The sequence below is a fragment of the Citrobacter sp. Cpo065 genome (assembly GCF_030332805.1).
GTDB classification, from domain to species: domain Bacteria; phylum Pseudomonadota; class Gammaproteobacteria; order Enterobacterales; family Enterobacteriaceae; genus Citrobacter; species Citrobacter portucalensis.
In genome coordinates this window covers 693,192-714,775 of the sequence record NZ_JAOWHC010000034.1, presented here as the reverse complement: position 1 = coordinate 714,775, position 21,584 = coordinate 693,192, and the positions used below count along the sequence as shown (strand labels likewise).

Sequence of the window (21,584 nt, the reverse complement as noted above, 5' to 3'; positions counted from 1 at the left end):
TATTCCTTAGTTGTGTGAGCCAAAGAGGTGATGGGCGATTTGTGACGGTGTAACGCGATACAGCGCTGCCAGACGATCGGTGGCGAGCTGCTGTTCAGGAAGCCCCTGCGACACTGCACCGTTCGGTTCAACGCGTACCACGCTGTCGGCGATTGCCCGGGCGTGCAACGGATGATGGGTCGACATCAGCAGGGCCATACCCGAGTTTTTCAGCGTCACTAGCGTGTCGAGCAGACGGATTTGATGCCCAAAATCCAGGCTGGAAGCGGGTTCATCCAGCAACAAAAGACGCGGACGCTGCGCCAGCGCGCGGGCAATTAACACCAGTTGCCGCTCTCCGCCGCTCAGCGTGTTCCAGCGTCGGGGCGCCAGGTGAGAGATTCCCAGCATCGTCATCTGCTGGTGCGCATTTTCACGCTCTTTAGCGCCGGGAACCGCAAATGCCGCCAGTTGCGGGGCCAGCCCCATCATCACCATGTCCAGCGCAGTGAAGGCAAACGCGCCGTCATGTGCCTGAGGAACCCAGGCGATAGCGGCGGCGCGTTGCCGATCGCTGAGATGATTTATGGCGACGCCATCAAGCAGAATGTCACCGTGAAGCGGCGAAAGAACGCCGAGAATGGTGCGCATCAGGGTGGTTTTTCCACTGCCGTTGGCCCCAATCAGACAACAGACGGAGCCGGGCGAAACCTGAAATGAGACATCGCGTAACACGAGCTGGTGACTGTGGTATCCCAACGACGCATGGCGGACGGTCAGAAGCGTCATGGGCGATTTCCCCGTAGCAAAAGCAGCAAAAAGAACGGTGCGCCAATAAATGCCGTCAGGATCCCCAGCGGGATTTCTGTGCTGCTCAGCGTGCGGGCAAGAGTATCGGTGAGCAGCAGCAAAATGGCGCCGATCCCCATGGAAACTGGCAGCAACTGCTGGTGGTTATTGCCACTGAGGAGTCTGCCGATGTGCGGTACAACCAGCCCAATCCAGCCGATAATGCCCGCGATGGCGACGGTACAGGCGGTGATTAACGTTGCGCAGACGATCAGTCCCAGTCGTAATCGCGAGACATTGATCCCAAGCGATCGTGCTTCATCATCCGACAGGGTGAGCAGGTTCATGCGCCAGCGCAGCAGCAATAGCGGGATCAGTCCTGCGAAGATCAGCGGTGCCGAGAACCACAGATCGTGCAGCGTGATCGTCGATAAACCGCCAAGCAGCCAGAAGGTGATAGACGGGAGTTGGGTATACGGGTCGGCCAGCGTTTTGATGAGCGAAATTCCCGCACCGCATACCGTACCCAGCGCAATCCCGACCAGCACAAGTGTTAACACCGGGTCGTGACGCTTGACTCGCCGGGTAATCAACCAGACACCGGCGACCACGAATAAACCGCCCATGAACGCATACAGCTGAATGAACAGGATCGGTAAACCTAACAGGATTGCTAAACAGGCACCTAAACCCGCACCCGCCGCCACGCCGAGAATATCCGGCGAGACCAGTGGGTTGCGGAACATGCCCTGATAGGTGGTTCCTGCGCCCGCCAGCGCCGCGCCGAGCAGCAATGCAGCCAGTATGCGTGGCAGGCGGATTTGCCAGAAAACGATTTTGTCCTGCATTGGAACGCCATCTGTACCGGCCACGAGATTCAGAACCTGCTGTGCATCCAGGCGATACGCGCCTGATACCGCAGCGACGCTCGCGCAAAGCACCACCGCAGCAATCATCAGAAAACCGAGGGTTGATGTTTTCATCAGACTGCCACCAACCTTTGATACTGTGCGTCGCTTAGCGTGGTGTGCCAGAACAATTCACTGTAGCGCTGCATATCGGCTTTAAAGCTCGCGTTAACCTGAGGATCAAGCCAGGCATGAAGGCGGCGTAACCCCAGTAAACGGTTGATGCCAGGAGGTGCATCCAGCCAGCCAAACGGCAGACCGCTGAGAAACAGAATGCGCCGGTCAGCAACCGCTTTGACTCCTTGCCAGACCGGATCTTCTCGTAGGAACTGCGCTGTCACCGCATCCTGCACCAGGATAATATCCGGCTGCCAGCTGAGCAGATTTTCCATTGAGACCTGTGTGAGCCCCTGTCGTCCGGGGATGTGCGCCACATTGTGCAACCCCAGTAGTTCTGCTGCTTCGGTATGCAGAGAACCTTGTAAACCAGTCTCCAGTCCTCTGGCACCGCGCGCGGCATAAAAACGCAGATTCGCCGCGGGTGAATGCGAGAAAGCTATTGCATCATCGATAAATCGACGGGCCAGCGCGGCCTGCATTGCGGTTCGCGAGACGACGCCCAATACTTCACCGACTGCGCGCAGCTGTTCTGGGGTATGGCGCAATTCGCCGTTAATCAGCAGCCAGGGAATCTGTGTTTGTGTGCTCACTTGTCTGGCCTGAGAAAGCCAGGTTTCATCGGCATTACCGCAGTCAATAACCAGGTCAGGTTTAAGCGCCAGGAGTGCTTCAAGCGAGAGCGTGCTGGCGCGCCCCGCCAGCCTGCCGAGTTTCGGCAAAGTCCGAATGTTATCGTTAAACGGGATGGCGGTCTGGCGAGAGAAATCAAAGGAGGAAAGCCCCACCAGTTTTTCCGGTGCGACGGCCAGCAGCAGCATGTCAGCAGGCGCGCCCGCGCTGACCACGCGTTGGGTCGTTTCTGGCTTCGGAGAGTCTCCAATGGCCACAGTCAGCGAGGTTTGAGCAAACGCGGGAAGATGGCGTAGCAGCAGTGCAGATGCCACGAGTTGGGCAAACATCCGTCTTGTCAGTGGCATTATTGTTATCCTGAAGGTTACAAAATCGCTATATATTTACATATACAGCGAATAAAAACATGTTCAGAATCAATTTCTCACGGATGAAAACCCCGGATACCCCATAAGGGCTAGAGGCCATAGAGACAGCTGGAAGGGGGAAATATAAGAAAGAAAAATCCGCGACGAAGCGCGGATTCAGGAAGTAAAACGGCTCAGGCTATGATGTTATGGCGTCGGTTGAGTCTGTTTTTTAGACTCGACTGGCGCAGTACTTGCCGGGGTAGGTCGCGACGCGGGTACGTTGTCACAGGGCTTTTCTTTGGCGCAAATCAGGTCGAGCATTCTCAGCGTTACGCCGTTGGTCCAGCCGAAACCATCCTGCAACGGATACTCACCACCGCCACCGCCGGTTCCAGTGGTGCTCACGTCATACTTCTCAACCAGCTTTTTCTCGCGATCGTAGGTGTGTTGAACATTGGTGAGGAATCGCCAGGTCACGTCCATGGCGACAGTATCCTGACCGTAATTCTGTAACCCGGATGCTGCTACCCACTGGAGCGGGGCCCAGCCATTGGGGGCATCCCACTGCTGGCCGCTTTTCACCGACGTGGTAGCAAGGCCGCCCGGTTGCAGCAGATGTGCCTGGGTGGCCGTGGCGACTTTACTGGCGCGATCTTTTGCCGCTGCATTGACATATAGCGGGAACAGGGCGGCAGCCGTGAGCTGGTTGCGTACTTTGTGGCTTTTCAGATCGTAGTCGGCATACCAGCCTTCTTTGTCGTTCCACAGGTACTTCTCAATCCCTTTTTGTCGGGCATTAGCGAAGCCATCGTACTGCGCCGCTTTAGCATCATCACCAGCAGCCTTGCTGGCGAGGGAGATCATTTTTTCCATTTTGTACATCAGCGCATTGAGATCGACCGGAACGATGCTGGTGGTGCGCAGAGTGCCCAACTGATTAGGATTGTCCATCCAGCGGGAACTAAAATCCCAGCCGGACGCGGCAGCTGAACGCAGGTCGCGGTAGATTTCTGTGGCCGGGCGGTTCGGGTTGCTTTTAGCGGTGGCAATATCCTCTACCCACGACTCTGGCCGAGGCGAATCGCGCTCATCCCAGTAGCGGTTCAAAATGGTGCCGTCATCCAGTTTAACTACGCGCTTATTTTGCTGACCGGGCTGGAGTGTTTCGACGCCCTCCATCCAGTAGCTGTACTCTTTGAGCATCTGCGGGAGGTATTTTTTCAGCGCGTCATTCCCGTCGTGCTGCGCCAGTAGTTCAACCATAAAGGCAAAGAACGGCGGTTGCGAACGGCTCAGGTAGTAGGTGCGGTTACCGTTAGGAATGTGTCCCCAGGAATCAATCTCGTAAGCGAAGTTTGCCACCATGTCCGAGACCTTATCCCAGTGATTGCTCTCGGCAAGCCCCAGCATGGTGAAATAGCTGTCCCAATAATATATTTCGCGAAAACGCCCGCCAGGAACCACATACGGTTCCGGGAGCGGCAGCAGCGAATCCCATTTTTCAGCGTCGGTTGTCGAACGGGTGAGTACCGGCCACAGGCCATCGATATGTTCGCGTAATGATTGCCCGGCCGGGGGCACGTATTTCTCGCCGTCTTTCGGCAAGGTGAAATTCACTTGCACAAAATGGCGTAAGTCGAATCCGGACTGGTTTTTCTGCATCCGGTAATCGGCAAGGATCATTAATGGATCGCTGTTTGGCACCGCGTCCGCAAAGGTTTTCTGGTCAGGAAACAGTTTGGCTGTTTGTACATCGTTAAACAGGGGGCCAAGCAGAATATCAGGCGGCGCAGGCGTAGCGGCTGGTGCGTCCTCGGCGTTGACGGTAAAAGAGGAAAGGGCAAAAAAGGTGCTTGCGAGCGTCAGTTTTATTGAAACAGAGAGCAGGCCAGGATGGCGAGTTGCTGGCGTTATCATCGGTTAATCTCCTTAGCGGCGTGCCGAAGTAGCGGCATTTACCATGAGAAAACCTTAGTTCAGGAATGACCGTTGCGCGTGATCGGCTCCCCATTTTGCGAATAAACAGACATTTCCCGACGCGAATAGAGAAGAAGCACACCCTTTGTTGGAAAGGGTGTGCTTCGGTATCAGTTTGCGCGGGTTATCCGCTGTGTGACACAGTCAATGGTCAGAGTATCACCCATCTTGATGCTATCGAGAGCCGCGCCTTGCTGACACATCCAGCACAGACCCATTTCACGAGCGATAATCGCCGGATGCGAGGCTTCGCTGCCGTCCCGCAGGCAGATACCTTTGATGGTCTTCGGATCGAGTTGCAGGACCGTAGACGGATAAATGACATCAGCGACCAGGATAGTGGGGCGCAAGAACGCGGGAATTTGTGCGCTCTCTCCCGTCAAATGCTGCAGTGAACGGGACAGCAAATCTTCAATATCAATGTATCGCGCCTGCAGATAAGGATCATCGAGCTGTAAATACTGCTGGCTGAGATCGCTCAGCACCTGATGCCAGGCCCAGGCGGCGCTGCACTGCTTTTCGCGCATTACATCGCAGGCCATTTCAAACAGTTCAGGATCGTCCAACAGCGTATGGTGACCGGAGAAGATGGCGGCGATATCTGCGGAATATCGTTCTTCAGCAAGTGCGGTGAGTTCGCTCAGATCGTTCAGCGTACTTTGGATGGCGGTCTGTAATCGCTGCTGCTCAGCCTGGAGTGATGTGGCTGGCTGCGGGTTTACCTCGGGCGAGAACGGGGTGTGACAGAATGCCGTCCCCGTGACTTTTGAGGGAGCCTGAGTTGCCTTGTTATCAGCATTAGCGGACTCGAGCGATTCACCAAAATTCTCCGCTGCCAGCTGTTTAAATGCGGCCAGCGCATCCTCTGCCTGTTCGCCTTTGGCAATCAGGCGCAGCGTGTCATTACAGCGTACCTGCAGCAGAGCTATCTGATTCAGGCTATCAGGAACCACACACTTGCCGTTTTTCTCCAGCCACATGTCGGCGTTAAAACCAGACAACGCGGAAACCAGCCGCGAAGCCGGGCGAACGTGGATGCCGTTAGGGTTTTTCACCACAATGGCAACAGAACGGGCATCTGCATCGGGAGACAGTGCAGCAGATGCGGGTTTCGCTGCGGATGGCGAAGGTAAACCCAGTTGCTCACATTTGGCGTCGAGGGCGTTCATGGCATCACGGATGACCCGATCGATATCAGCACCCGCGGCGGCGCTAACCGTCGCGGCCAGTGTGCCTTCAACCAGTGGTGCTGCGCACAAACGCACTTTGGCGGCAATGCCAGGGTCGAGCAGTTCCAGCGCGGTTTCCGCACTCAGTAATGCACTACCTATATCCATCATCACCAGCACGTGGTCCGTATCGGCCACGGACTCGATGGCTTCCATCACCTTGATCGGATCGGTGCCAATCGGATTCTCAGGATCATCAATGCCTGCGGCAATGGCGATTTTGCAATCACCGCCCATTAACATCTGCCGGGCCAGCGCACCGACGCCTTCGCCCAGTTGGGCGCTGTGAGAAACAATAACCAGGTTTACCATCGCTTTATCCTTACTCTCTGGACGCCTGAGCTAGCATTTGCATCATAAACATGACCGACGTTGCGCCGGGATCCTGATGCCCAATACTGCGCTCACCAAGATAGCTGGCACGGCCTTTGCGAGCCTGCATGGTGATGGTGCTTTGCGCTGCGGCTTCCGCTTGCTGGCTTGCCGCTTCCAGCGCTGCCTGTACGCTTAACTTTTGCTCGCAGGACTGACGTAAGGATTCGACAACCGGTAGCCAGACGTCGCACATGGTTTTGTCGCCAGGTTCAGCCTTACCGCGGCTAATCACACCTTCTGCGCCATCACGCATCATTTGATACAGCTCTTCAAGCGTCAGGCTTTGATGAGCCTGAGTCACCTGAGCGGCGCGAATAAAAAAGGTGCCAAACAGTGGTCCACTGGCCCCGCCGACGCTTGAGAGCAGCACCATACCGGTGTTTTTCAAAATAAAGCCGATGTCTTTGTCTGCGATGGACGGCAGCTTTTCAACGACTTTGCTGAAACCACGATGCATGTTCAGACCGTGGTCGGCATCGCCGATCTCCCGGTCAAGCCCGGTGAGAAAATCACTTTCTGTGGTGAAGATCTCGCCGCAACGATAGAGCCAGTTAACAATTTGCGTTCTGTTGAGGGACATCATGAATCTCCTTATTTACCCCAGTTGAGGGCAGGGGTGTGAACCGGTGCATCCCATAAGCTCAGCGTTTCGTCATCTACCTGTAACAAGGTGATCGAGAAACCGGTCATATCCAGAGAGGTACAGTAAGAACCGATCAGGTTGCGCTCAATGACGATGCCTGCATCCTGACAACGGCTTTCCAGGCGGTTATACACGCCGAAGAGCTCAGACAACGGCGTCGCACCGAGATTATTGACCAGCGCAATAACGCGATCGCCACTTTGTAACGCACGCTTGCTTTCTTTACCTTCCTGCCACGCGCCCTGGACGTTGTCCCAGTGGCGGAGTGTACGGCTGTAGTTACCGTTTTCCAGCAGGGTATCGAACATTTCATCAACGGTCTGATCGAGAGAGGTGAAGGGGCGACGGTCAATGCCGGGTTCCCCGTGGATACCTACGCCAAACTCCATTTCGTTATCCTGCAGCGTGAACGACGGTTGTCCGGCGGCTGGAACGGTACAGGCGCCAATGGCTATGCCAATGGAGTGGCCCAGGTTATTCAGCTTACGGCCCAACGCCGCACAGGCTTCCAGCGAATCACCGCGTTCGGCGGCCGCGCCGACCAGTTTTTCGATCAATACGGTATTCGCCACGCCACGTCGACCGGCCGTATACAAACTGTCTTTCACCGCCACGTCGTCATCCACAACCATGGTGGTGACTTTGACACCGCTTTCATGCAGCAGCTCGGTAGCGGTTTCGAAATTAAGAATGTCGCCGGTGTAATTTTTGATTATCAGCAGCACGCCTTCGCCACCGTCAATTTGCATGGCGCATTCGAACATTTTATCTGGCGTGGGTGAGGTAAAAATCTCGCCCGGGCAGGCGCCAGAGAGCATGCCCTGACCAATGTAGCCACAGTGCATAGGTTCGTGTCCGCTGCCGCCACCGGAAAGCAGTGCCACTTTGCCCATCACCGGCGCATCTGCGCGGGTGACATATACAGGATCCTGATGCAGTGCCAGGGAAGGATACGCTTTCGCCAGTCCGGCGAGTTGTTCATTCAGTACGTCTTCAACACGGTTGATCAATTTTTTCATTATTTATGCTCCGCAGACAGTCCTGGATGGCTGCCAAATTCGGGCAGGCATCTGATGTAGGGTATCGGTTGGTTCAACGTCACGGCGACCGCTCGCTGCCGATAAGGTAATTTTGCACACGGGTAGTCAAAAGAAAATTGATGTGATTGGTGTTTCAATACGGAACATTAGCATCTTTTAATGTTCCATATTGAAACGTGGTGGTGCATAAAACAGCGGAAGTGAGAGATGCGGCAAAGTTTATGCTGACGGCATCATGAGTAAAACGTTATTCCTTACTCTTCTTTGCCATTAAAATCGAAAAACCAGAACAAGATAAAACCAATAAAACCAAAAATTAGCAGAATAGCCAGGGTATAGACTTCATATCGCGCGGCATCTGCAGCAATCGCCTGTAACTTGTCCATTGCTGGGGCTGGCTGCTCTTTGAATAGCATGAGTTGCCATTCATAAAGGTTTGTTGTTTTTATCTCTTTAATCGGTTCCCAAATATGGTTAGCCGCCGCGCCGAGTGCTAAAGCAGAAAACAGTGCGCCGTAAATACGTTGGCGTTTTTCCTGACGCTGACTAATAGCCTGGCGCATGAGCTGATCCAATTGCTCTATCTGCGTCATGAGCTCCTGACGTTGCTCAGACAATCCCCACTGCCGAGAGAGATCTTCACTCAGCTGGTTATGTAGGGCATCGTTGCCGACTAAAGCACCTTTATTCATGGCTTTTAGCGCCTGGGCTTTGGTTTCCAGCATCATTTCGGACCAGTCAGATAGACGACGAATTTTTCCCTTTCGGTTGTGTTTTTGCTGCGACTCGAGCAGATCCTTGAGCCACTGTTCAATCTGTTGGGCTGAGTTCGCCAGAAAATTTTCATACTCATGGCTTACATCCGCTACAGAAATGGCCGCTTTAATCAGTATCGCCAGATGTTTATCCTCTTCTTCGCGACAGAAGATTGTGACGCCATGACGGTGAGCGACAACCAGAATATTGCTGTACCATTGGCAGTGGTACTCGCTGGTGGGGGGGAGATCCGCAGGACTCCTAACGACGCGCGTGCTATCGCTCTGTGCTGCCAGCCAGGCATGAAAGGTGGGGGTATCGATCATTCGCATCAGCGGGACGATCGTAATATCACCACCCTCCGGGATGCGATGCTGATAGACACGAATGCATTTACCTTTTGTGCGGCAATCAAGTTCGGGTAAAGCTATTGGCACAATGGCGTTATCAAGATAACGGGTAAAATAATTTTCCCAGATTGCGGGCAAAACGTCTTTTTGCCAGGTCAGTTTCGAGCCGGGCTCTCCGGGAGCAAGCTGCTTCGGTGCCGCAATTAGCGTCATTCTGCCTTGATCGTCGTACCAGGGTTGGTTCGGTGCGCCTGGGATCAATTTATCGCTTCCGGCCAGGCGATAGCTTTCGAGAAAACGCGGAGTATCGTGCGGGCGTAGTCCTTGCCAGGCCACATCTTCACGTTGTTCCAGAGCGGACCACAGGGCATCAAGGCGTGTCCCCTGAATCGGGTTGAGCGAAATAACGATATCATTTCCCGTACCCACTTCTCGTGGTCGATAAATGGCCAGCAACCCAAATCCATTGTGCGTCCAACTGCGTTCTTTATCGCAGCGCGCGAGAATTTTCAACATCCCAGAAGGGAGCGTTTCGGTAATAAACAATGCATCAACCACCGTTTGCCGCCGGCCTGTGCCGAGATCCAGCAGGAGTTGGCAGGTAACCGAACGCTTGATCACGTGTTGGTAAATCTGTTGCTCATACGCCAGACTTGCGACCGCACTTGCATAACATTGCGTGTGCATGGGCATAATGCCTGCGGTGGGGTCTGGGTTGGCTATCATCATATCGCTCAACAGGCGAAGGCAGGCCAGCATGTTGTGGCGAACAACGACAGTATCATCCATGGATTGCTCGCACAGGCTGCTATGCGCGAGTGCGGATAACAAGCAAGCGGCAGAACGAGTTGTATCATCACCGTCCAGATAAATACCGCTTTCCCATGCGGTGACGTATTCCAGCCACGGATGTGCTGATAGCGACAGCGAACCAGCGGCATCGAGATGGTTCAAAAACAGCAACAGCGTAAAACAGGTATCCAGAGAGAAATCTTCGATAACGATTCGTTGTATTCCCTGGACACTTGAGAGTTTACTGCGCCATATAGACCATTGACGATCGTCGGCATTTGCCACCAGTTCACTCACCGAATTGTAGTGACCTGCACGGTATCCTTTGTTATTGAGCGCGACACCCTTATGGCTTTCCGTATCATTGCCGTCGCCCAATCCGATCAGTAGGCTGCCTGCCGGTGCATCACGCTGCGACGGATTGAACTCGAAAGTAAACAGCGGCCATGCATTATTGAATGCGAACATATAATTCTCTTTCGATGAATGTGTTGTTGGATCGCTCATTATTTGACTACGTTATAAATGACCCGTTGTGAGCGACTCCAGTTATCGCCAATCGCAATATTGGGTTCATGGTTTTCTTGTTTTACGCAGTAGTTCTTAACCAGGCTTTTTAACTCTGCCTCGTTGAGTGTGCCGAACATCAGACGCGTATTCAGTTCTTTCAATAACACATCATGGAGTGAATAAGTGGTCGGTCTTTGCAGTGAAAATTGCGCCGCGTCAGCCAGTAACTCACGCGCATTATCGGCCATCAGACGGCGCTCACAGCGACCTGCAGGTTCATTTTTGGCCATTTCTTCATCGTAAGCTTTCTTCTGGGCTTTCTCAAAATTAAGCGCTCTGTCGAGTTCCGCTTTAATACCCTGAACATCCTTGGCAGAAGAACAGAATGTTTTTAAATAACGAATCTGTATGGGGGTCAGCGTGCCATTGTGGTCCGCTTGCTGACGTAATTTACCGGCCATTCTGAGGCAGCCGTTTTTTTCATCCATCAACGATGCTGATTGTAATAGGGCATTCAACGTTTCCTGGCGATCTTCCTGTAATGCGGCTTCGGCATAATACAGTTTCCAGCGCATGCCTCCGGCAAGAAACAGATTGACAACCTGGGTATCACCGCGATCGATAGCGGCGCGAAGATTTTTTTCATCCCAGGCAATGCCGATATTCGCCAGTTCTTTACGCGGATCGTTACTGGTTTCTTTTTTCGCCCCAGCAACCGTTTTACCCACTTCCCCGAGATCGCTACGGATGGACTCCGTATTCACCAGCGTCTTGGTTGAGGTTCCGAAAGTCAGTACTGAGCCAACAATAATGACGACGATACCGCCCAGCACCCAGGCTACTCGATTGCGAATGATGCGCGTATCAATTTTGATTTTTCCAATATCCTGAGCCTGAGCCACCAGATCATCCTTTATTTCCTGAACGTCACCGCCGAGATCTTCAATTTTTTGGGCTGTCTGTTCGAAATAGTGAGCAACCTCAGCATTGCTGTCATCAAAAAAGCGATCAGGGTTAACTTTTACCCGGCCTTCGTCGAAGGCCTCCTGTACCGGCTCAGTAATTTCTTGGTAATAGTAATTCACCAATGTTGTTTGGACGGAGGTTACCCGCTTATGATGCGCCAGACGGTTGCGAATTACGCGAATATCGTCAAGAAAGGTATTCAGTGTTCTACGTTTATCGTTAACAAAGCTGAGCAAAGGGGTATATTGATAAAGTGGAGAGTAGTGGATGGGATATTCGTCTTTATCAATAAATAGTGAGGCGAGTTCACTGAAAAGGGTACCGCTCAATACGTCATCACGATCGGCAACGTTGAGCCATTTTTTTACACGTTCCTGACCAAATAGTTTGTTTAGGTGCTCAAGTAGGGCTTGTTGGTTATTGTACGCTTCATTAATTAAACTACGAATGGTCAGCTCTAATGCTCGTACCTGCTGCAAACTACGTAACTGCTTTTCTTCGCCTTCGTTATGCAGCGTCGTTGAATAAGTTAATTGAGGCTGTTTTTCTCGCAAATATTCGAGCTGCCACAAAAAACGCAACGCGGCAATGGTCAGATTTCTGTCGGCAGGCTGGCCATCTGTATTTCTGCCGAGCCATTTGTTCAAGGTGCGTAATGCCGCAAGAAAGCTCGCCATTTCCTGCTCATTATAGTTAAACCGGGCCGCTACACTGCTCCAGTTGCCCAATCTCTCTCGGGCTTTATCAAGTGAATAATAAAACGTATCAGGCGAAAGTTGCGTGGGGGCTGGCATACCCAGCAGGGATAAGATTTGTGGAAATGCGCTGTCGAAAAGAGACAGGCAACGAGTAAAATCGTTGTGCTCAGAAGCAGATGAATGATCGACCATTATATTCTCACGTGGTTATTCGCTGAGTTTTCCCGGCCCGATCTAATCGCACTGTGTCAGGCAACTTTCCCTGCAGCCAGAATGCCATAATTCGACAATTATTCGGGATTTTTAATCAGTTCGTCAATATATATGGGGGGCGTAATATTGGTAGTAGACATTGCAACCAATAATGCGTTGCTATGGGTTCTTAACGCAAATTATGGTTGCAGCGATGGAATTTAATGTTTATTGGCTAACAAAATGCGCAGATATTGGGTAAGTAAAACGCAGAAAGCGGGGCAGATGAATCAGGCTACTACACGCCAATAATGCCACAAATAATGCAGCATTATTGGCGTAACTCACGACTGGCGTTTATCGTCGGTCAAAAACGTTGGTGTATCTGCCGTCGTATTAGCCCGGATAAATTCCGCGATCTTTACGTGCCAGCAGAATGCGTTCGCAGGCAACAATGTAGGCTGCGGTACGCAGGGAGCAGGATTTCTCAGCTGCTTTTTCCCATACGTGCACCATTGCATCAGTCATGATTTTGTCCATGCGATTATTGATCTCTTCTTCACTCCAGAAGAAGCTTGCCATGTCCTGGACCCATTCGAAGTAGCTGACGGTTACGCCGCCTGCGTTACATACGACGTCAGGTACCACGATGATACCGCGGCTTGCCAGCATATCATCGGCATCCGGGTAAGTCGGGCCGTTAGCGCCCTCAAGTACCAGTTTGCAGGTCAGTATTTCTGCACGCTGACGGGTAATCTGTCCTTCCAGCGCGGCAGGGATCAGGATATCCATCTCCACGCTCCAGAAGGCTTCGCTGGCGATGGTTTCAGCGCCTGGGAAACCGGCAATCTGTTTGTGCTCTAACTGCCAGGCAGACAGCGCGGTCATGTCGATACCCGTGGAGTTAAACAGCGTTGCGGTGTGATCCTGAATAGCGACGACACGCGCACCCGCTGCGGCGAACAGGCGGGCGGCTTCGCTGCCGACGTTACCGAAACCTTGTACCGCCACGCGAGCGCCTTCAACTTCAATGTTCGCACGACGCGCGACTTCCAGACCGCTGACGAAAACGCCGCGACCGGTGGCTTTATCACGGCCTAACGAGCCGCCGAGGTGAATAGGTTTACCGGTGACCACACTGGTCACGGTGGTGCCGTGGTTCATGGAGTAGGTATCCATCATCCAGGCCATGACTTTTCCGTTCGTACCTACATCCGGCGCAGGAATGTCTTTCTGCGGCCCAATGATAATGCCGATTTCGCTGGTATAACGGCGGGTTAAACGCTCCAGTTCACCTTCAGAAAGTGAGAACGGATCGACGCGCACACCGCCTTTGGCTCCGCCGTACGGCAGGTTCAACGCTGCGCATTTGATGGTCATCCATGCAGACAGGGCCATCACTTCATTAAGATCAACATCAGGATGATAACGCACACCGCCTTTGCCCGGACCGCGGGAGAGGTTATGTTGCACGCGATACCCTTCAAAATGACGGATAGTGCCGTCATCCATCTGCACCGGGATATCGACAATCAGCGCGCGTTTTGGGTGGCGCAGGGTATCCACCCAATGGGAAAGTTCGCCCAGGTAAGGGGCCACACGCTCGATTTGTTGCAGGTAGGTATTCCAGGCAGATGTGCTGCTATCTGAAGCGTAAGATAACTTATCCATGATAAACCTTAGTTTTAAAAGTAATATGTTCTTAATTTGGCCGTGGTATACAGTGAATCTCACCATATAAACCTAAATTTAACATTTTTTTCATAGAACAGCCTGTCTGGCTAACACGGATTATCAGTATGAGTAGTGTGGGTTTTGGCTTGGTGGTGAATAGTTATTCTTAGTTTTGGCTTTCATCGCGGTTGTTTTGCGGTTTGTGTAGTTTAATATGCATAAATTGTAAAAATCGCAATTTGTCAGATTTATGACGCACCTCTAAAAGTAAATAATATGATAATAAAATGTGTTTGCTTTATTGCTGTTAAGCTGGGCGTCAGTAGGTCACTGCGATGGTGACAGTATCGGCATAGTTGTCTGGCGTGTAGTTTGCGCTGGGAACGGTGGCGTAAACCGGGTAGGTAGTCGTTGTCCCCGTGCCGCTGCCCGCAACGGTATTGAGCGATGTATTGCCCCACACCATACCGGAAGGACCTGGCGTCGAACTAAGCTGGTAGGGGACTTTATCCGTATTTGACCCCGAGCCTGCCATCACGCCGCTGCCTGCCGTATTGCCGTTGGAGGGTTGAAGTCCGATGGTGTAAGGCGTGTTATTGGAACAGGCTACGCCTACGTTATTTGACGCCGTGAGATTACGACCCGTTCCGCTGGTGGGAGCAAAGCTGATGTTAGTCGCGGAGGTGATATTACACTGTTTGCTGACAGCAGCTGTGACGGTGAAAGGAAACCTGGCGGCAACGGTATCACCACAGGTGGTTGGCGGGAAAAGCAATCCGGGATTGAGGGTGACAAGGGCTGTTGCCGTCGTATAGCTATCCTGATAATTTCCGGGGACGGCTGCCGTTTGTGGCGTGACGATCTGCGCCGATACCGTGAGTGAACCCGTCACTGGCGTCAGATTCAGCAGGTTAAGCTGTACCATGGGAAAAGTGGTTCCTGACTGATACTGGCTGCCCCAGACTTTGGTGCGCCCGCTATCCTGGTAAAGCTGGTATGCCAGCGTTCTGGCGGGGTTTCCGCTTAACGACATATTTCGGGTTGTCACCTGGCCACTGACGGCCGAGGCGCCAATATTAAAACAGAGATTGATCCCTGCCAGCACGTCACCAAGCTCTTTGGTGCAAGTGTAACTGAACGTCATTGATGACGTTGCGCCTGTCGCAGACAGTGGATTGACCGAACCTAAATTTATGGGTTGCACATTGCTCACCGAACAGGTTACCGCATGGCTAATTGCCGGACAAAAAAGTACGGCAGCGATGAGTAGCAGATGTCTTAACCTCATGAGCGCACTCCTGTTAGTGTGGGCGACAAACCAGTGGGCCTATTTGCACAATCCCCTTTGCTGACGCGGGATAATCAAATTGCACGCGACAACTACCGGTGTCCGTATCAACGCGCAGCGTGTTGTGCTGCTCAAGAGTGTCGAACCATGTCATTCCATCAAAGCCAACGACAGACGATTGTCCTTTTTCGTTGATGGCGTTAGCCATGCTGCCTTGAGGAATTGGCTTACCCTGATTGTCGACGAGGATAATCTGCGCAGCGCGGACGGGGGTGATGCCAAAGCTAACCAAAGTACCGGAACGATCGGCTGGCGTGGCATTCGTCTCAACGCGTGCGATCCGCATATTGGCAGGGAGATCCATCGGGTCAATACTGATCAGGTTTTTTTGATAACTGTTGAGCGGTGTGACCAGCAGTAGTCCCTGGTCATCGCTGCGACCGATCAGGTTATTTTGCAATTTGACCGGAACATCAGGCACGCCGTCAGTTGAGACGACGGCAAAACCATTATTGATTTCTCTTGCTGCAAACAGGCCGCCTCCCATGGTCACCAGCGATCCGGTTGCGCCTGCATAACCGTAATGGTTATCCGGTAAACGGCTGAAGCCCGCGTACGCTTTACCATAACGTCCCAGATATCCCACTTCGCCCTGGCCACTTTGCCGGGAAGCCTGCTGACTGGCAGCCAGATTCCAGCCCCAGCCGCCGTCGGCAGGGGGCGTCAGGCTGGCGTTGAGCTGGTAACCGGTTTCGTCGTTGGTACGTTGTAGGGTGCTGCTGGCGCTCAGATTGTTGTCGGTCGTGATGGTTACCATCAGATAGAGGCTACGATCGCGGTTGTCGTCAATGTTCTGGTTGAATCCGGCATTCAGTGAGATGTTGTCGGTGAGAGATTTAAACCAGCTGGCATTGGCGTAGCGCACCGCATTTTCGTGTGGATATCGAAACTGCAAATAGCTCAGGCTGACATTTCCAGCTGCTTCCAGCGAATAACCAATAACCGTGTTGCTGTTGAACGTGGGGGGCGGCTCACCGTAATGGGTGGCGACATCGCGATAATCGCCGGAAGTTGCCGTGGTACTGGTACTGAAATTAAACCGTTCGCCGGACCAACGGTAACCAAAACTGTACAAAAACCCGTTCTTTCCTGAGTCGGTACTTGCGGCAAGTGAGGTCGAAAACGTGCCGCTGCGGGTTCCTGGGATCCAGTCGTTACTGAAGCCCGCGTTAATCAGTCCATCGCTGGTTTCCGCGTGAGTCCCGGCGGTGAACGTATTGCTAAACCCGCGACGCCACGTAGCGCTCAATACCGGTACGCTGGCATAATCAAAAGAGGAGTAACCATAATTTTCGCGTACCGTGCCTAATTCTGCCGACCAGGCGGTTAATCCTTCCCGCAGGAGTTGCTGATCGTTGTAGAACGAGAAATTTTGTACGCTCGTTCTGCCCAACGCATCTGTCATCATCACCTGACCCGTTCCCGCGCCGCTGATGTTAGGCATTGTGTTGATCTGAAAGCTACCTGCGGGGACTTCTCCGTTGTAGTACCTGACGCCGTCGACGTACAGCTCAACGTTTGACGGTAACGTCGCGGATCCCAGATATGCTGGAAGCGGGGTGGTTGGCATATAGGGCTGTAACCCAAAATCGGTGCCTATCTGAATGCCGCCGATTCGCGTCGGTCGGGACCAGATGAGTGAACTAGTCAGGGTATCGCCCACGGTTAACGCCAACATCGAATCAGGAAATGACGTACGCCAGCTGGTGTCGAGGCGCTCAACGCTGTTATCGGCATATTCCTCGGTAGAGTACTGCGTCAACTGAGTGGTGCTGAGCACGCCGGTCGCATTGAAGGCGCGAATTTCGCTGAAGGTATTGATTGCGCTTTCATCCCCCTGTTGCGTATAGATATCATAATTGAGCAGCGCCCCGCGTGATGTTGTTGCCGTTGGCGCGGTTTCGGTGGGCGAGTTAAGCTGCGTGGTCGCAAGATCGAGTGAACTGAGCGGCGCAGTAAGCGAGAGCGTTTGCAACTGAACGTTGTAGTCAATGGTTAGCTGGGGGATATCGTTCAGGCAGACGGCGTTAGTGGCGTCTGGAGCAAAGCGAAAGCCCATTTTACGCAGAGTATCTGCTCCTGCATAAAGCTTTCCATTATCGTAGCCAAAATGAACCAGCCCAACGGGATTCCCATTTAAGGTGACGTCGAGATACAAATCGACTCCCGTAATCTGCGAGGCGCTATTAATAACACCATTTTCGTTCTGGTTATTATTCAGCGTTTGTGCGCAAACCATTCCCGATATTAATACTCCATTGAGAAAGCAATATTTCACCAGAAGCCAGGATCTGTTACAGATCTTGTACTGTTTTTTGGCCATTGATTGTGACTTCAACTTTCCCGCCGTAATGATTATTCCTGGCTGACGGGGAGACTATCCAGCGCATTGTTGATCCGGGTAAAACGTAGCCTAATAGTCCGGGTGTAATGACTTTTTTAGTACCGTCAGGGCTTATAAATGTTGCAGCAGATAACTGTGCATGCCCATTTCCCTGATTACTGACTTCAATAAATTTTTTGCCATCCAGCTGCTGTAATTTCCATTGCAGTTTTGCCTGCGTTTGTGCCGCTGATGTTGGTTGAATGAAAACGGGAACAGAATAATGCAGCACAAACTGAAGCTTGTTTTTTTCTACTTTTGCAGGCGGTAACTCATCTATCGACAAACGATAAGCGTCTTCGGCATGTGCCGAGGGAGGGCTTGTACGAATAACGCGTATCAGCTGTCGTTCTCCAGGGGCCAATGCCAACATCGGCGGGCTAATCACCAGCCCCTGAGAGGGGGAGAGTTTGTCGTCATAAGCGCTTTGACTCCAGCGAAAAACCCGAACCTGGGCATTGAGCACATTTTCACCCGCGTTACTCAGCCAGATACCATCGGCATTTTGCGTCGCTTGCAACGTTAACGTGACCGGGGCTATTTGCAGTCCGCTGGCGGTGGCAAGATTGATGCTCGCAACCATCCCTAGCAGGCATGCGCAGGCACACTGCTTTACAGGCAGTTTTACTCTCATATGGCTTCCTGAAGTTAGTAGTTAACGTTAACCGTTACCGTGTCGGCATAGTTGTCAGGCGTGAAGTTGGCGTTCGGTGCGGTGGCATAAACGGTAAAAGTCTGCGCCAGCCCAGTTCCGGTTGCCGCAACGCCGTTTCCTGGTTCGGTAGTGGTGGCAGTATTCCCCCAAACCGGGCCTGTTGCTGATGTTTGATTGAGTTGATAGGGCACTTTGTCGGTATTCGTCGCCGAATTAGCCACTGAGGACATCGCCCCGGCGCCGAGGGCATTACCGCCGTTAGCCGTTGAAGGCGCGAGGCCAATAAAATAGGGCGTCGTCTTTGAACAGTTGACAGAAATCGTGTTGTTTCCACTCGTGTTAGTTGCCGTAGTATTGACGGGCCCAAGCGTAATATTTGAAGCTGAACCGGCAGTCACGGTACAGGCCTTTTGAATCGTCATCAGCACCTGAAATGTTCCGTTAACGGTTGCTGCATTTGCCACAGAAATAATGGAAAAGGCGCAGCAACAAAGAATTAAGCGTTTGTCTAAGACTAGAGCCATATCCTTTACCTTTTTCAAATAACCACATTTATTACTTTAGAAAAACAATAATGTGGCACAAGAAGACATAATTTAACCCTAGAATAAGTATTAGACGTACGCCAGTTGATCTAATGAATTTTACTTAGGAAAAAGGTGATGTCGTCTGCAAAAAAATAATACCAATGGGTTAGTATATTGTTTTATTTTTATGCTATGGCCGGGGTTAAGTCAGGAGGATAGAGGGCAACATATTCCTTGGGTGGTACTCAAAATAACCAGCCAAAAAATGAGAGTTGTATGATTTATCTTACACGTATTACGTGTAGGTTACGGGCTGTGGAAAATGACCTTATAACCTTGTTCATTCCAGTGTTGGAGCAGTTCATTTTGTCTGCGGGTTGGCGTAATACCGGTCCAGACAAAAAGGGTTTGCCCAGGGAAAAGTTCAGGTCTTGGCGATTCAATGGGTTCAGCCAGAACGGCAATATGCCAACCAGATTGCGATAAGCGCCAGGCTTCGAGCCACAGACGGGTTCTGTCTTCAACATCCCAGGCCATCAGGAGGGCATCCTTTCCTGACTTGCGCCGCGTTTCAGACAGCAGTGTGGCAACATATTCAATCAATGCGCCATCAAGCATGCTGTTCATTATGCGGGATGTATTATGGTCAAGTATCAGCCGTTGACGTACGGGAAGATAAACGTGATCGATCAGCGCATCTACGGGGTGAACGCGACCGAGTGCAGTAATTTTGGCTCGCAGCTTCGGTGGATGCGCCATGCGAAGAATGCTCATCATCTCTTCTTGTAATTGATTCCAGTCGTCGTCAGCTTGACGGGTACTGGTTTCCAGCAATGCCTTAACTTTCCCAACAGGTATGCCATTGCTAATCCAACGTTTTATTTCTTCAATACGCTGAATATCTTCTTCATCAAAGAGTCGGTGGCCGCCTTCACTGCGTTGAGGTTTGAGTAAACCGTAACGTCGTTGCCATGCCCGAAGGGTGACAGGATTTATCCCGCAACGTTCTGCGACATCCCCAATGCTGTAATAAGCCATAGTTCCCCCGGGCACTCCTGATTCTCCGTCACCGATATGCGGTTCCTGTTACTTTGTACAACATGCATCAAATTGTACAAAACATACAGAGGATTCTAGCAAAATTAAGATTTACTTTACTATCACGCAGGGAGTAAATGCTGAATTTTTATGTTCAGCATGAGGGCGGTTGTGGTGATTGTTTATTTATAACAATGCGTTAGTTATTTTGACGCTGAGAAATCATTTTTCTCTGGCCATGCAACAGACGGAATACCATTCAGGCAGGCTTGTGCAAAAAGGTTACCCTGGAAGATTTCAATACCTGCGGACTCAAGCCACATCCACTCTTCAGGTTTTTCAACGCCGACTGCGGAAATCATGATTTCCAGTGAAGTGCAGCATTTTATAATTGCCTGAATGATGGCCTGTCTTGGTCCACTTTTATGCACATCCGTGATCAGCTCGCGGCTTATCTTAATTCGGTCGGGTTGAAAACGAGACAGAAGCTGAAGCCCGGCAAAACCTGCCCCAAAATGATCTATCGCCACACAGATCCCCGCAGCCTTGAGTGACTTTACGGCCTGCGCGAACGTATCAAAGCGCGATATAACTTCGCTTTCGGTAAACTCTACAATGATTTGTTCAGGCACCAGTCCGTGCGCCGCGATTTCGTTTATCAGAAAGCTGACTGCATTGGGTTTGTTTACCAGGGTCATAGGGAGCAGATTGACTGACAGCATTTTGTCGTTAAGTCCCAGCGCGCTTGCCATTGCAAAAGCAGTCTTTTTGCTCTGCAGATCCGCGGTATACAGTTCTTCAGGAGTTAAGTTGCCAAAATAAGTTGCGGGCGTTTCACCGTCTCTACCACGAATAAGTGCTTCCAGAGCAATGACGCGCTGCGACATAGGATCGATAATGGGTTGAAAAGCAAAGCTGAAATCGATATTGGACTGGAGTGTGCTTTCATCCAGGAGAGTACAAGAGTTGTCGGTAATAAAACTCCAGTAATCAGGCGCAGGTATTTCAAAATAACTCGATTTTTCCGTCGCAAGGACAAATGTGCGGAAAAACTGTAATGCCCGGTCATCATAGGTGAGCTGAAATTTTGATGTTCCCTTGTTAAGTACCGCTTGCAGGACGTCATTGCGTTCATGTTTTTGTAAATCAAATAACTCCATTCCCACCTTTCCGAATCTTCTCGCAGGCGCGTAATCACACATCAGCTCAACGATATTGTGGTGCCGTGGATCGTTACATATACAACGATAAATCTCTTTTACCTGCTCCTCAGGTCCTTCAAGCAGTTGGAAAAAGTGGCGGCCATTAAAGAGTAAAATCCCCGTAACATCGGATCGCCGGTTTTTTAGATTTGCGGCTGTCACCATATCCTCAAGCGCTCTGAGGGGGGCGTCATCACGTAGATGGCTACGGTAAATAATGGTCGTGAGCATGGACAGTCCGGGATCAAGGGAAGGGAAGAGATATGGACAGTATCAAACAAACCAGCTTATGTCCTGATTTTAATACATTATTCTAACTTTATTTTTACAAACAAAGACCCTCAAACAGATCGAATTCATTCGTTAAACGAAGTGAATTGTACAACCGAATTTGATTTCATGTAGTTTGGTATTTATCTAACTTACTGATTGTATTGATTTAGCACTTTTTGA

The 21,584-nt window shown here is 51.5% G+C and carries 16 protein-coding genes; all 16 read right to left on the bottom strand.

The features are described from left to right. Positions 1-6 precede the first annotated feature (6 nt). The gene (locus OGY68_RS19485; protein WP_057066780.1) at positions 7-768 is read right to left on the bottom strand and encodes an ABC transporter ATP-binding protein; all 762 of its coding nucleotides are present in this window, start codon (positions 766-768) and stop codon (positions 7-9) included. Then, positions 765-1,724, bottom strand: coding sequence for a FecCD family ABC transporter permease (locus tag OGY68_RS19480; RefSeq protein ID WP_394810792.1), 960 nt, complete (start codon positions 1,722-1,724; stop codon positions 765-767). The genes OGY68_RS19485 and OGY68_RS19480 overlap by 4 nt, the downstream gene beginning before the upstream one ends. A 26-nt stretch (positions 1,725-1,750) precedes the next feature. Next, complete coding sequence (locus tag OGY68_RS19475; protein ID WP_057066776.1) at positions 1,751-2,773, bottom strand: ABC transporter substrate-binding protein; 1,023 nt, start codon at positions 2,771-2,773, stop codon at positions 1,751-1,753. Between the two features lie 207 nt (positions 2,774-2,980). After that, positions 2,981-4,693, bottom strand: a complete 1,713-nt coding sequence (locus OGY68_RS19470) for an alpha,alpha-trehalase (protein WP_057066774.1) — start codon at positions 4,691-4,693, stop codon at positions 2,981-2,983. 170 nt (positions 4,694-4,863) lie between these two features. Further along, positions 4,864-6,294 carry a dihydroxyacetone kinase phosphoryl donor subunit DhaM gene (gene dhaM / locus OGY68_RS19465; protein ID WP_008785000.1) on the bottom strand — a complete coding sequence of 477 codons (1,431 nt, stop codon included), beginning with the start codon at positions 6,292-6,294 and terminating at the stop codon, positions 4,864-4,866. Positions 6,295-6,304: 10 nt separating this feature from the next. Then, positions 6,305-6,937: a dihydroxyacetone kinase subunit DhaL gene (gene dhaL, locus OGY68_RS19460; RefSeq protein WP_020996617.1), complete on the bottom strand. Its 633-nt coding sequence runs from the start codon at positions 6,935-6,937 to the stop codon at positions 6,305-6,307. An 11-nt stretch (positions 6,938-6,948) separates the two neighbouring features. Then, on the bottom strand, positions 6,949-8,019 hold the full coding sequence (gene dhaK, locus OGY68_RS19455) for a dihydroxyacetone kinase subunit DhaK (RefSeq protein ID WP_008784998.1): 1,071 nt from the start codon (positions 8,017-8,019) through the stop codon (positions 6,949-6,951). Between the two features lie 275 nt (positions 8,020-8,294). Next, positions 8,295-10,406, bottom strand: coding sequence for a hypothetical protein (locus OGY68_RS19450; protein ID WP_057066772.1), 2,112 nt, complete (start codon positions 10,404-10,406; stop codon positions 8,295-8,297). A gap of 38 nt (positions 10,407-10,444) precedes the next feature. After that, positions 10,445-12,304 carry an STY4199 family HEPN domain-containing protein gene (locus OGY68_RS19445; protein WP_131820868.1) on the bottom strand — a complete coding sequence of 620 codons (1,860 nt, stop codon included), beginning with the start codon at positions 12,302-12,304 and terminating at the stop codon, positions 10,445-10,447. Positions 12,305-12,700: 396 nt separating this feature from the next. Beyond that, complete coding sequence (locus OGY68_RS19440) at positions 12,701-13,975, bottom strand: Glu/Leu/Phe/Val family dehydrogenase (RefSeq protein WP_032943729.1); 1,275 nt, start codon at positions 13,973-13,975, stop codon at positions 12,701-12,703. A gap of 322 nt (positions 13,976-14,297) precedes the next feature. Beyond that, complete coding sequence (locus OGY68_RS19435) at positions 14,298-15,266, bottom strand: Csu type fimbrial protein (protein WP_057066769.1); 969 nt, start codon at positions 15,264-15,266, stop codon at positions 14,298-14,300. Positions 15,267-15,279: 13 nt separating this feature from the next. After that, positions 15,280-17,565 (bottom strand): fimbria/pilus outer membrane usher protein, encoded by a 2,286-nt coding sequence (locus OGY68_RS19430; RefSeq protein ID WP_286617328.1) that lies wholly within the window; start codon positions 17,563-17,565, stop codon positions 15,280-15,282. A gap of 55 nt (positions 17,566-17,620) precedes the next feature. Beyond that, positions 17,621-18,343, bottom strand: coding sequence for a fimbrial biogenesis chaperone (locus tag OGY68_RS19425; protein WP_048235238.1), 723 nt, complete (start codon positions 18,341-18,343; stop codon positions 17,621-17,623). Positions 18,344-18,357: 14 nt separating this feature from the next. Further along, on the bottom strand, positions 18,358-18,888 hold the full coding sequence (locus OGY68_RS19420) for a Csu type fimbrial protein (RefSeq protein ID WP_048235239.1): 531 nt from the start codon (positions 18,886-18,888) through the stop codon (positions 18,358-18,360). 309 nt (positions 18,889-19,197) lie between these two features. Further along, entirely contained in the window at positions 19,198-19,929 is a 732-nt protein-coding gene (locus tag OGY68_RS19415; protein ID WP_008784993.1) for a MerR family transcriptional regulator, read from the bottom strand. 203 nt (positions 19,930-20,132) lie between these two features. After that, entirely contained in the window at positions 20,133-21,362 is a 1,230-nt protein-coding gene (locus OGY68_RS19410) for a diguanylate phosphodiesterase (protein WP_286581249.1), read from the bottom strand. Between the last annotated feature and the right edge of the window lie 222 nt (positions 21,363-21,584).

Excerpts from the sequence above, each read along its gene's own strand:
- OGY68_RS19415 (WP_008784993.1), bottom strand. The coding sequence starts at position 19,929 with ATGGCTTATTACAGCATTGGGGATGTCGCAGAACGTTGCGGGATAAAT.
- OGY68_RS19435 (WP_057066769.1), bottom strand. The coding sequence starts at position 15,266 with ATGAGGTTAAGACATCTGCTACTCATCGCTGCCGTACTTTTTTGTCCG.
- dhaK (WP_008784998.1), bottom strand. The coding sequence starts at position 8,019 with ATGAAAAAATTGATCAACCGTGTTGAAGACGTACTGAATGAACAACTC.
- OGY68_RS19485 (WP_057066780.1), bottom strand. The coding sequence starts at position 768 with ATGACGCTTCTGACCGTCCGCCATGCGTCGTTGGGATACCACAGTCAC.
- OGY68_RS19475 (WP_057066776.1), bottom strand. The coding sequence starts at position 2,773 with ATGCCACTGACAAGACGGATGTTTGCCCAACTCGTGGCATCTGCACTG.
- OGY68_RS19430 (WP_286617328.1), bottom strand. The coding sequence starts at position 17,565 with ATGGTTTGCGCACAAACGCTGAATAATAACCAGAACGAAAATGGTGTT.
- OGY68_RS19450 (WP_057066772.1), bottom strand. The coding sequence starts at position 10,406 with ATGTTCGCATTCAATAATGCATGGCCGCTGTTTACTTTCGAGTTCAAT.
- dhaM (WP_008785000.1), bottom strand. The coding sequence starts at position 6,294 with ATGGTAAACCTGGTTATTGTTTCTCACAGCGCCCAACTGGGCGAAGGC.
- OGY68_RS19410 (WP_286581249.1), bottom strand. The coding sequence starts at position 21,362 with ATGCTCACGACCATTATTTACCGTAGCCATCTACGTGATGACGCCCCC.
- OGY68_RS19445 (WP_131820868.1), bottom strand. The coding sequence starts at position 12,304 with ATGGTCGATCATTCATCTGCTTCTGAGCACAACGATTTTACTCGTTGC.
- OGY68_RS19420 (WP_048235239.1), bottom strand. The coding sequence starts at position 18,888 with ATGGCTCTAGTCTTAGACAAACGCTTAATTCTTTGTTGCTGCGCCTTT.
- OGY68_RS19440 (WP_032943729.1), bottom strand. The coding sequence starts at position 13,975 with ATGGATAAGTTATCTTACGCTTCAGATAGCAGCACATCTGCCTGGAAT.
- OGY68_RS19480 (WP_394810792.1), bottom strand. The coding sequence starts at position 1,724 with ATGATTGCTGCGGTGGTGCTTTGCGCGAGCGTCGCTGCGGTATCAGGC.
- dhaL (WP_020996617.1), bottom strand. The coding sequence starts at position 6,937 with ATGTCCCTCAACAGAACGCAAATTGTTAACTGGCTCTATCGTTGCGGC.
- OGY68_RS19470 (WP_057066774.1), bottom strand. The coding sequence starts at position 4,693 with ATGATAACGCCAGCAACTCGCCATCCTGGCCTGCTCTCTGTTTCAATA.
- OGY68_RS19425 (WP_048235238.1), bottom strand. The coding sequence starts at position 18,343 with ATGAGAGTAAAACTGCCTGTAAAGCAGTGTGCCTGCGCATGCCTGCTA.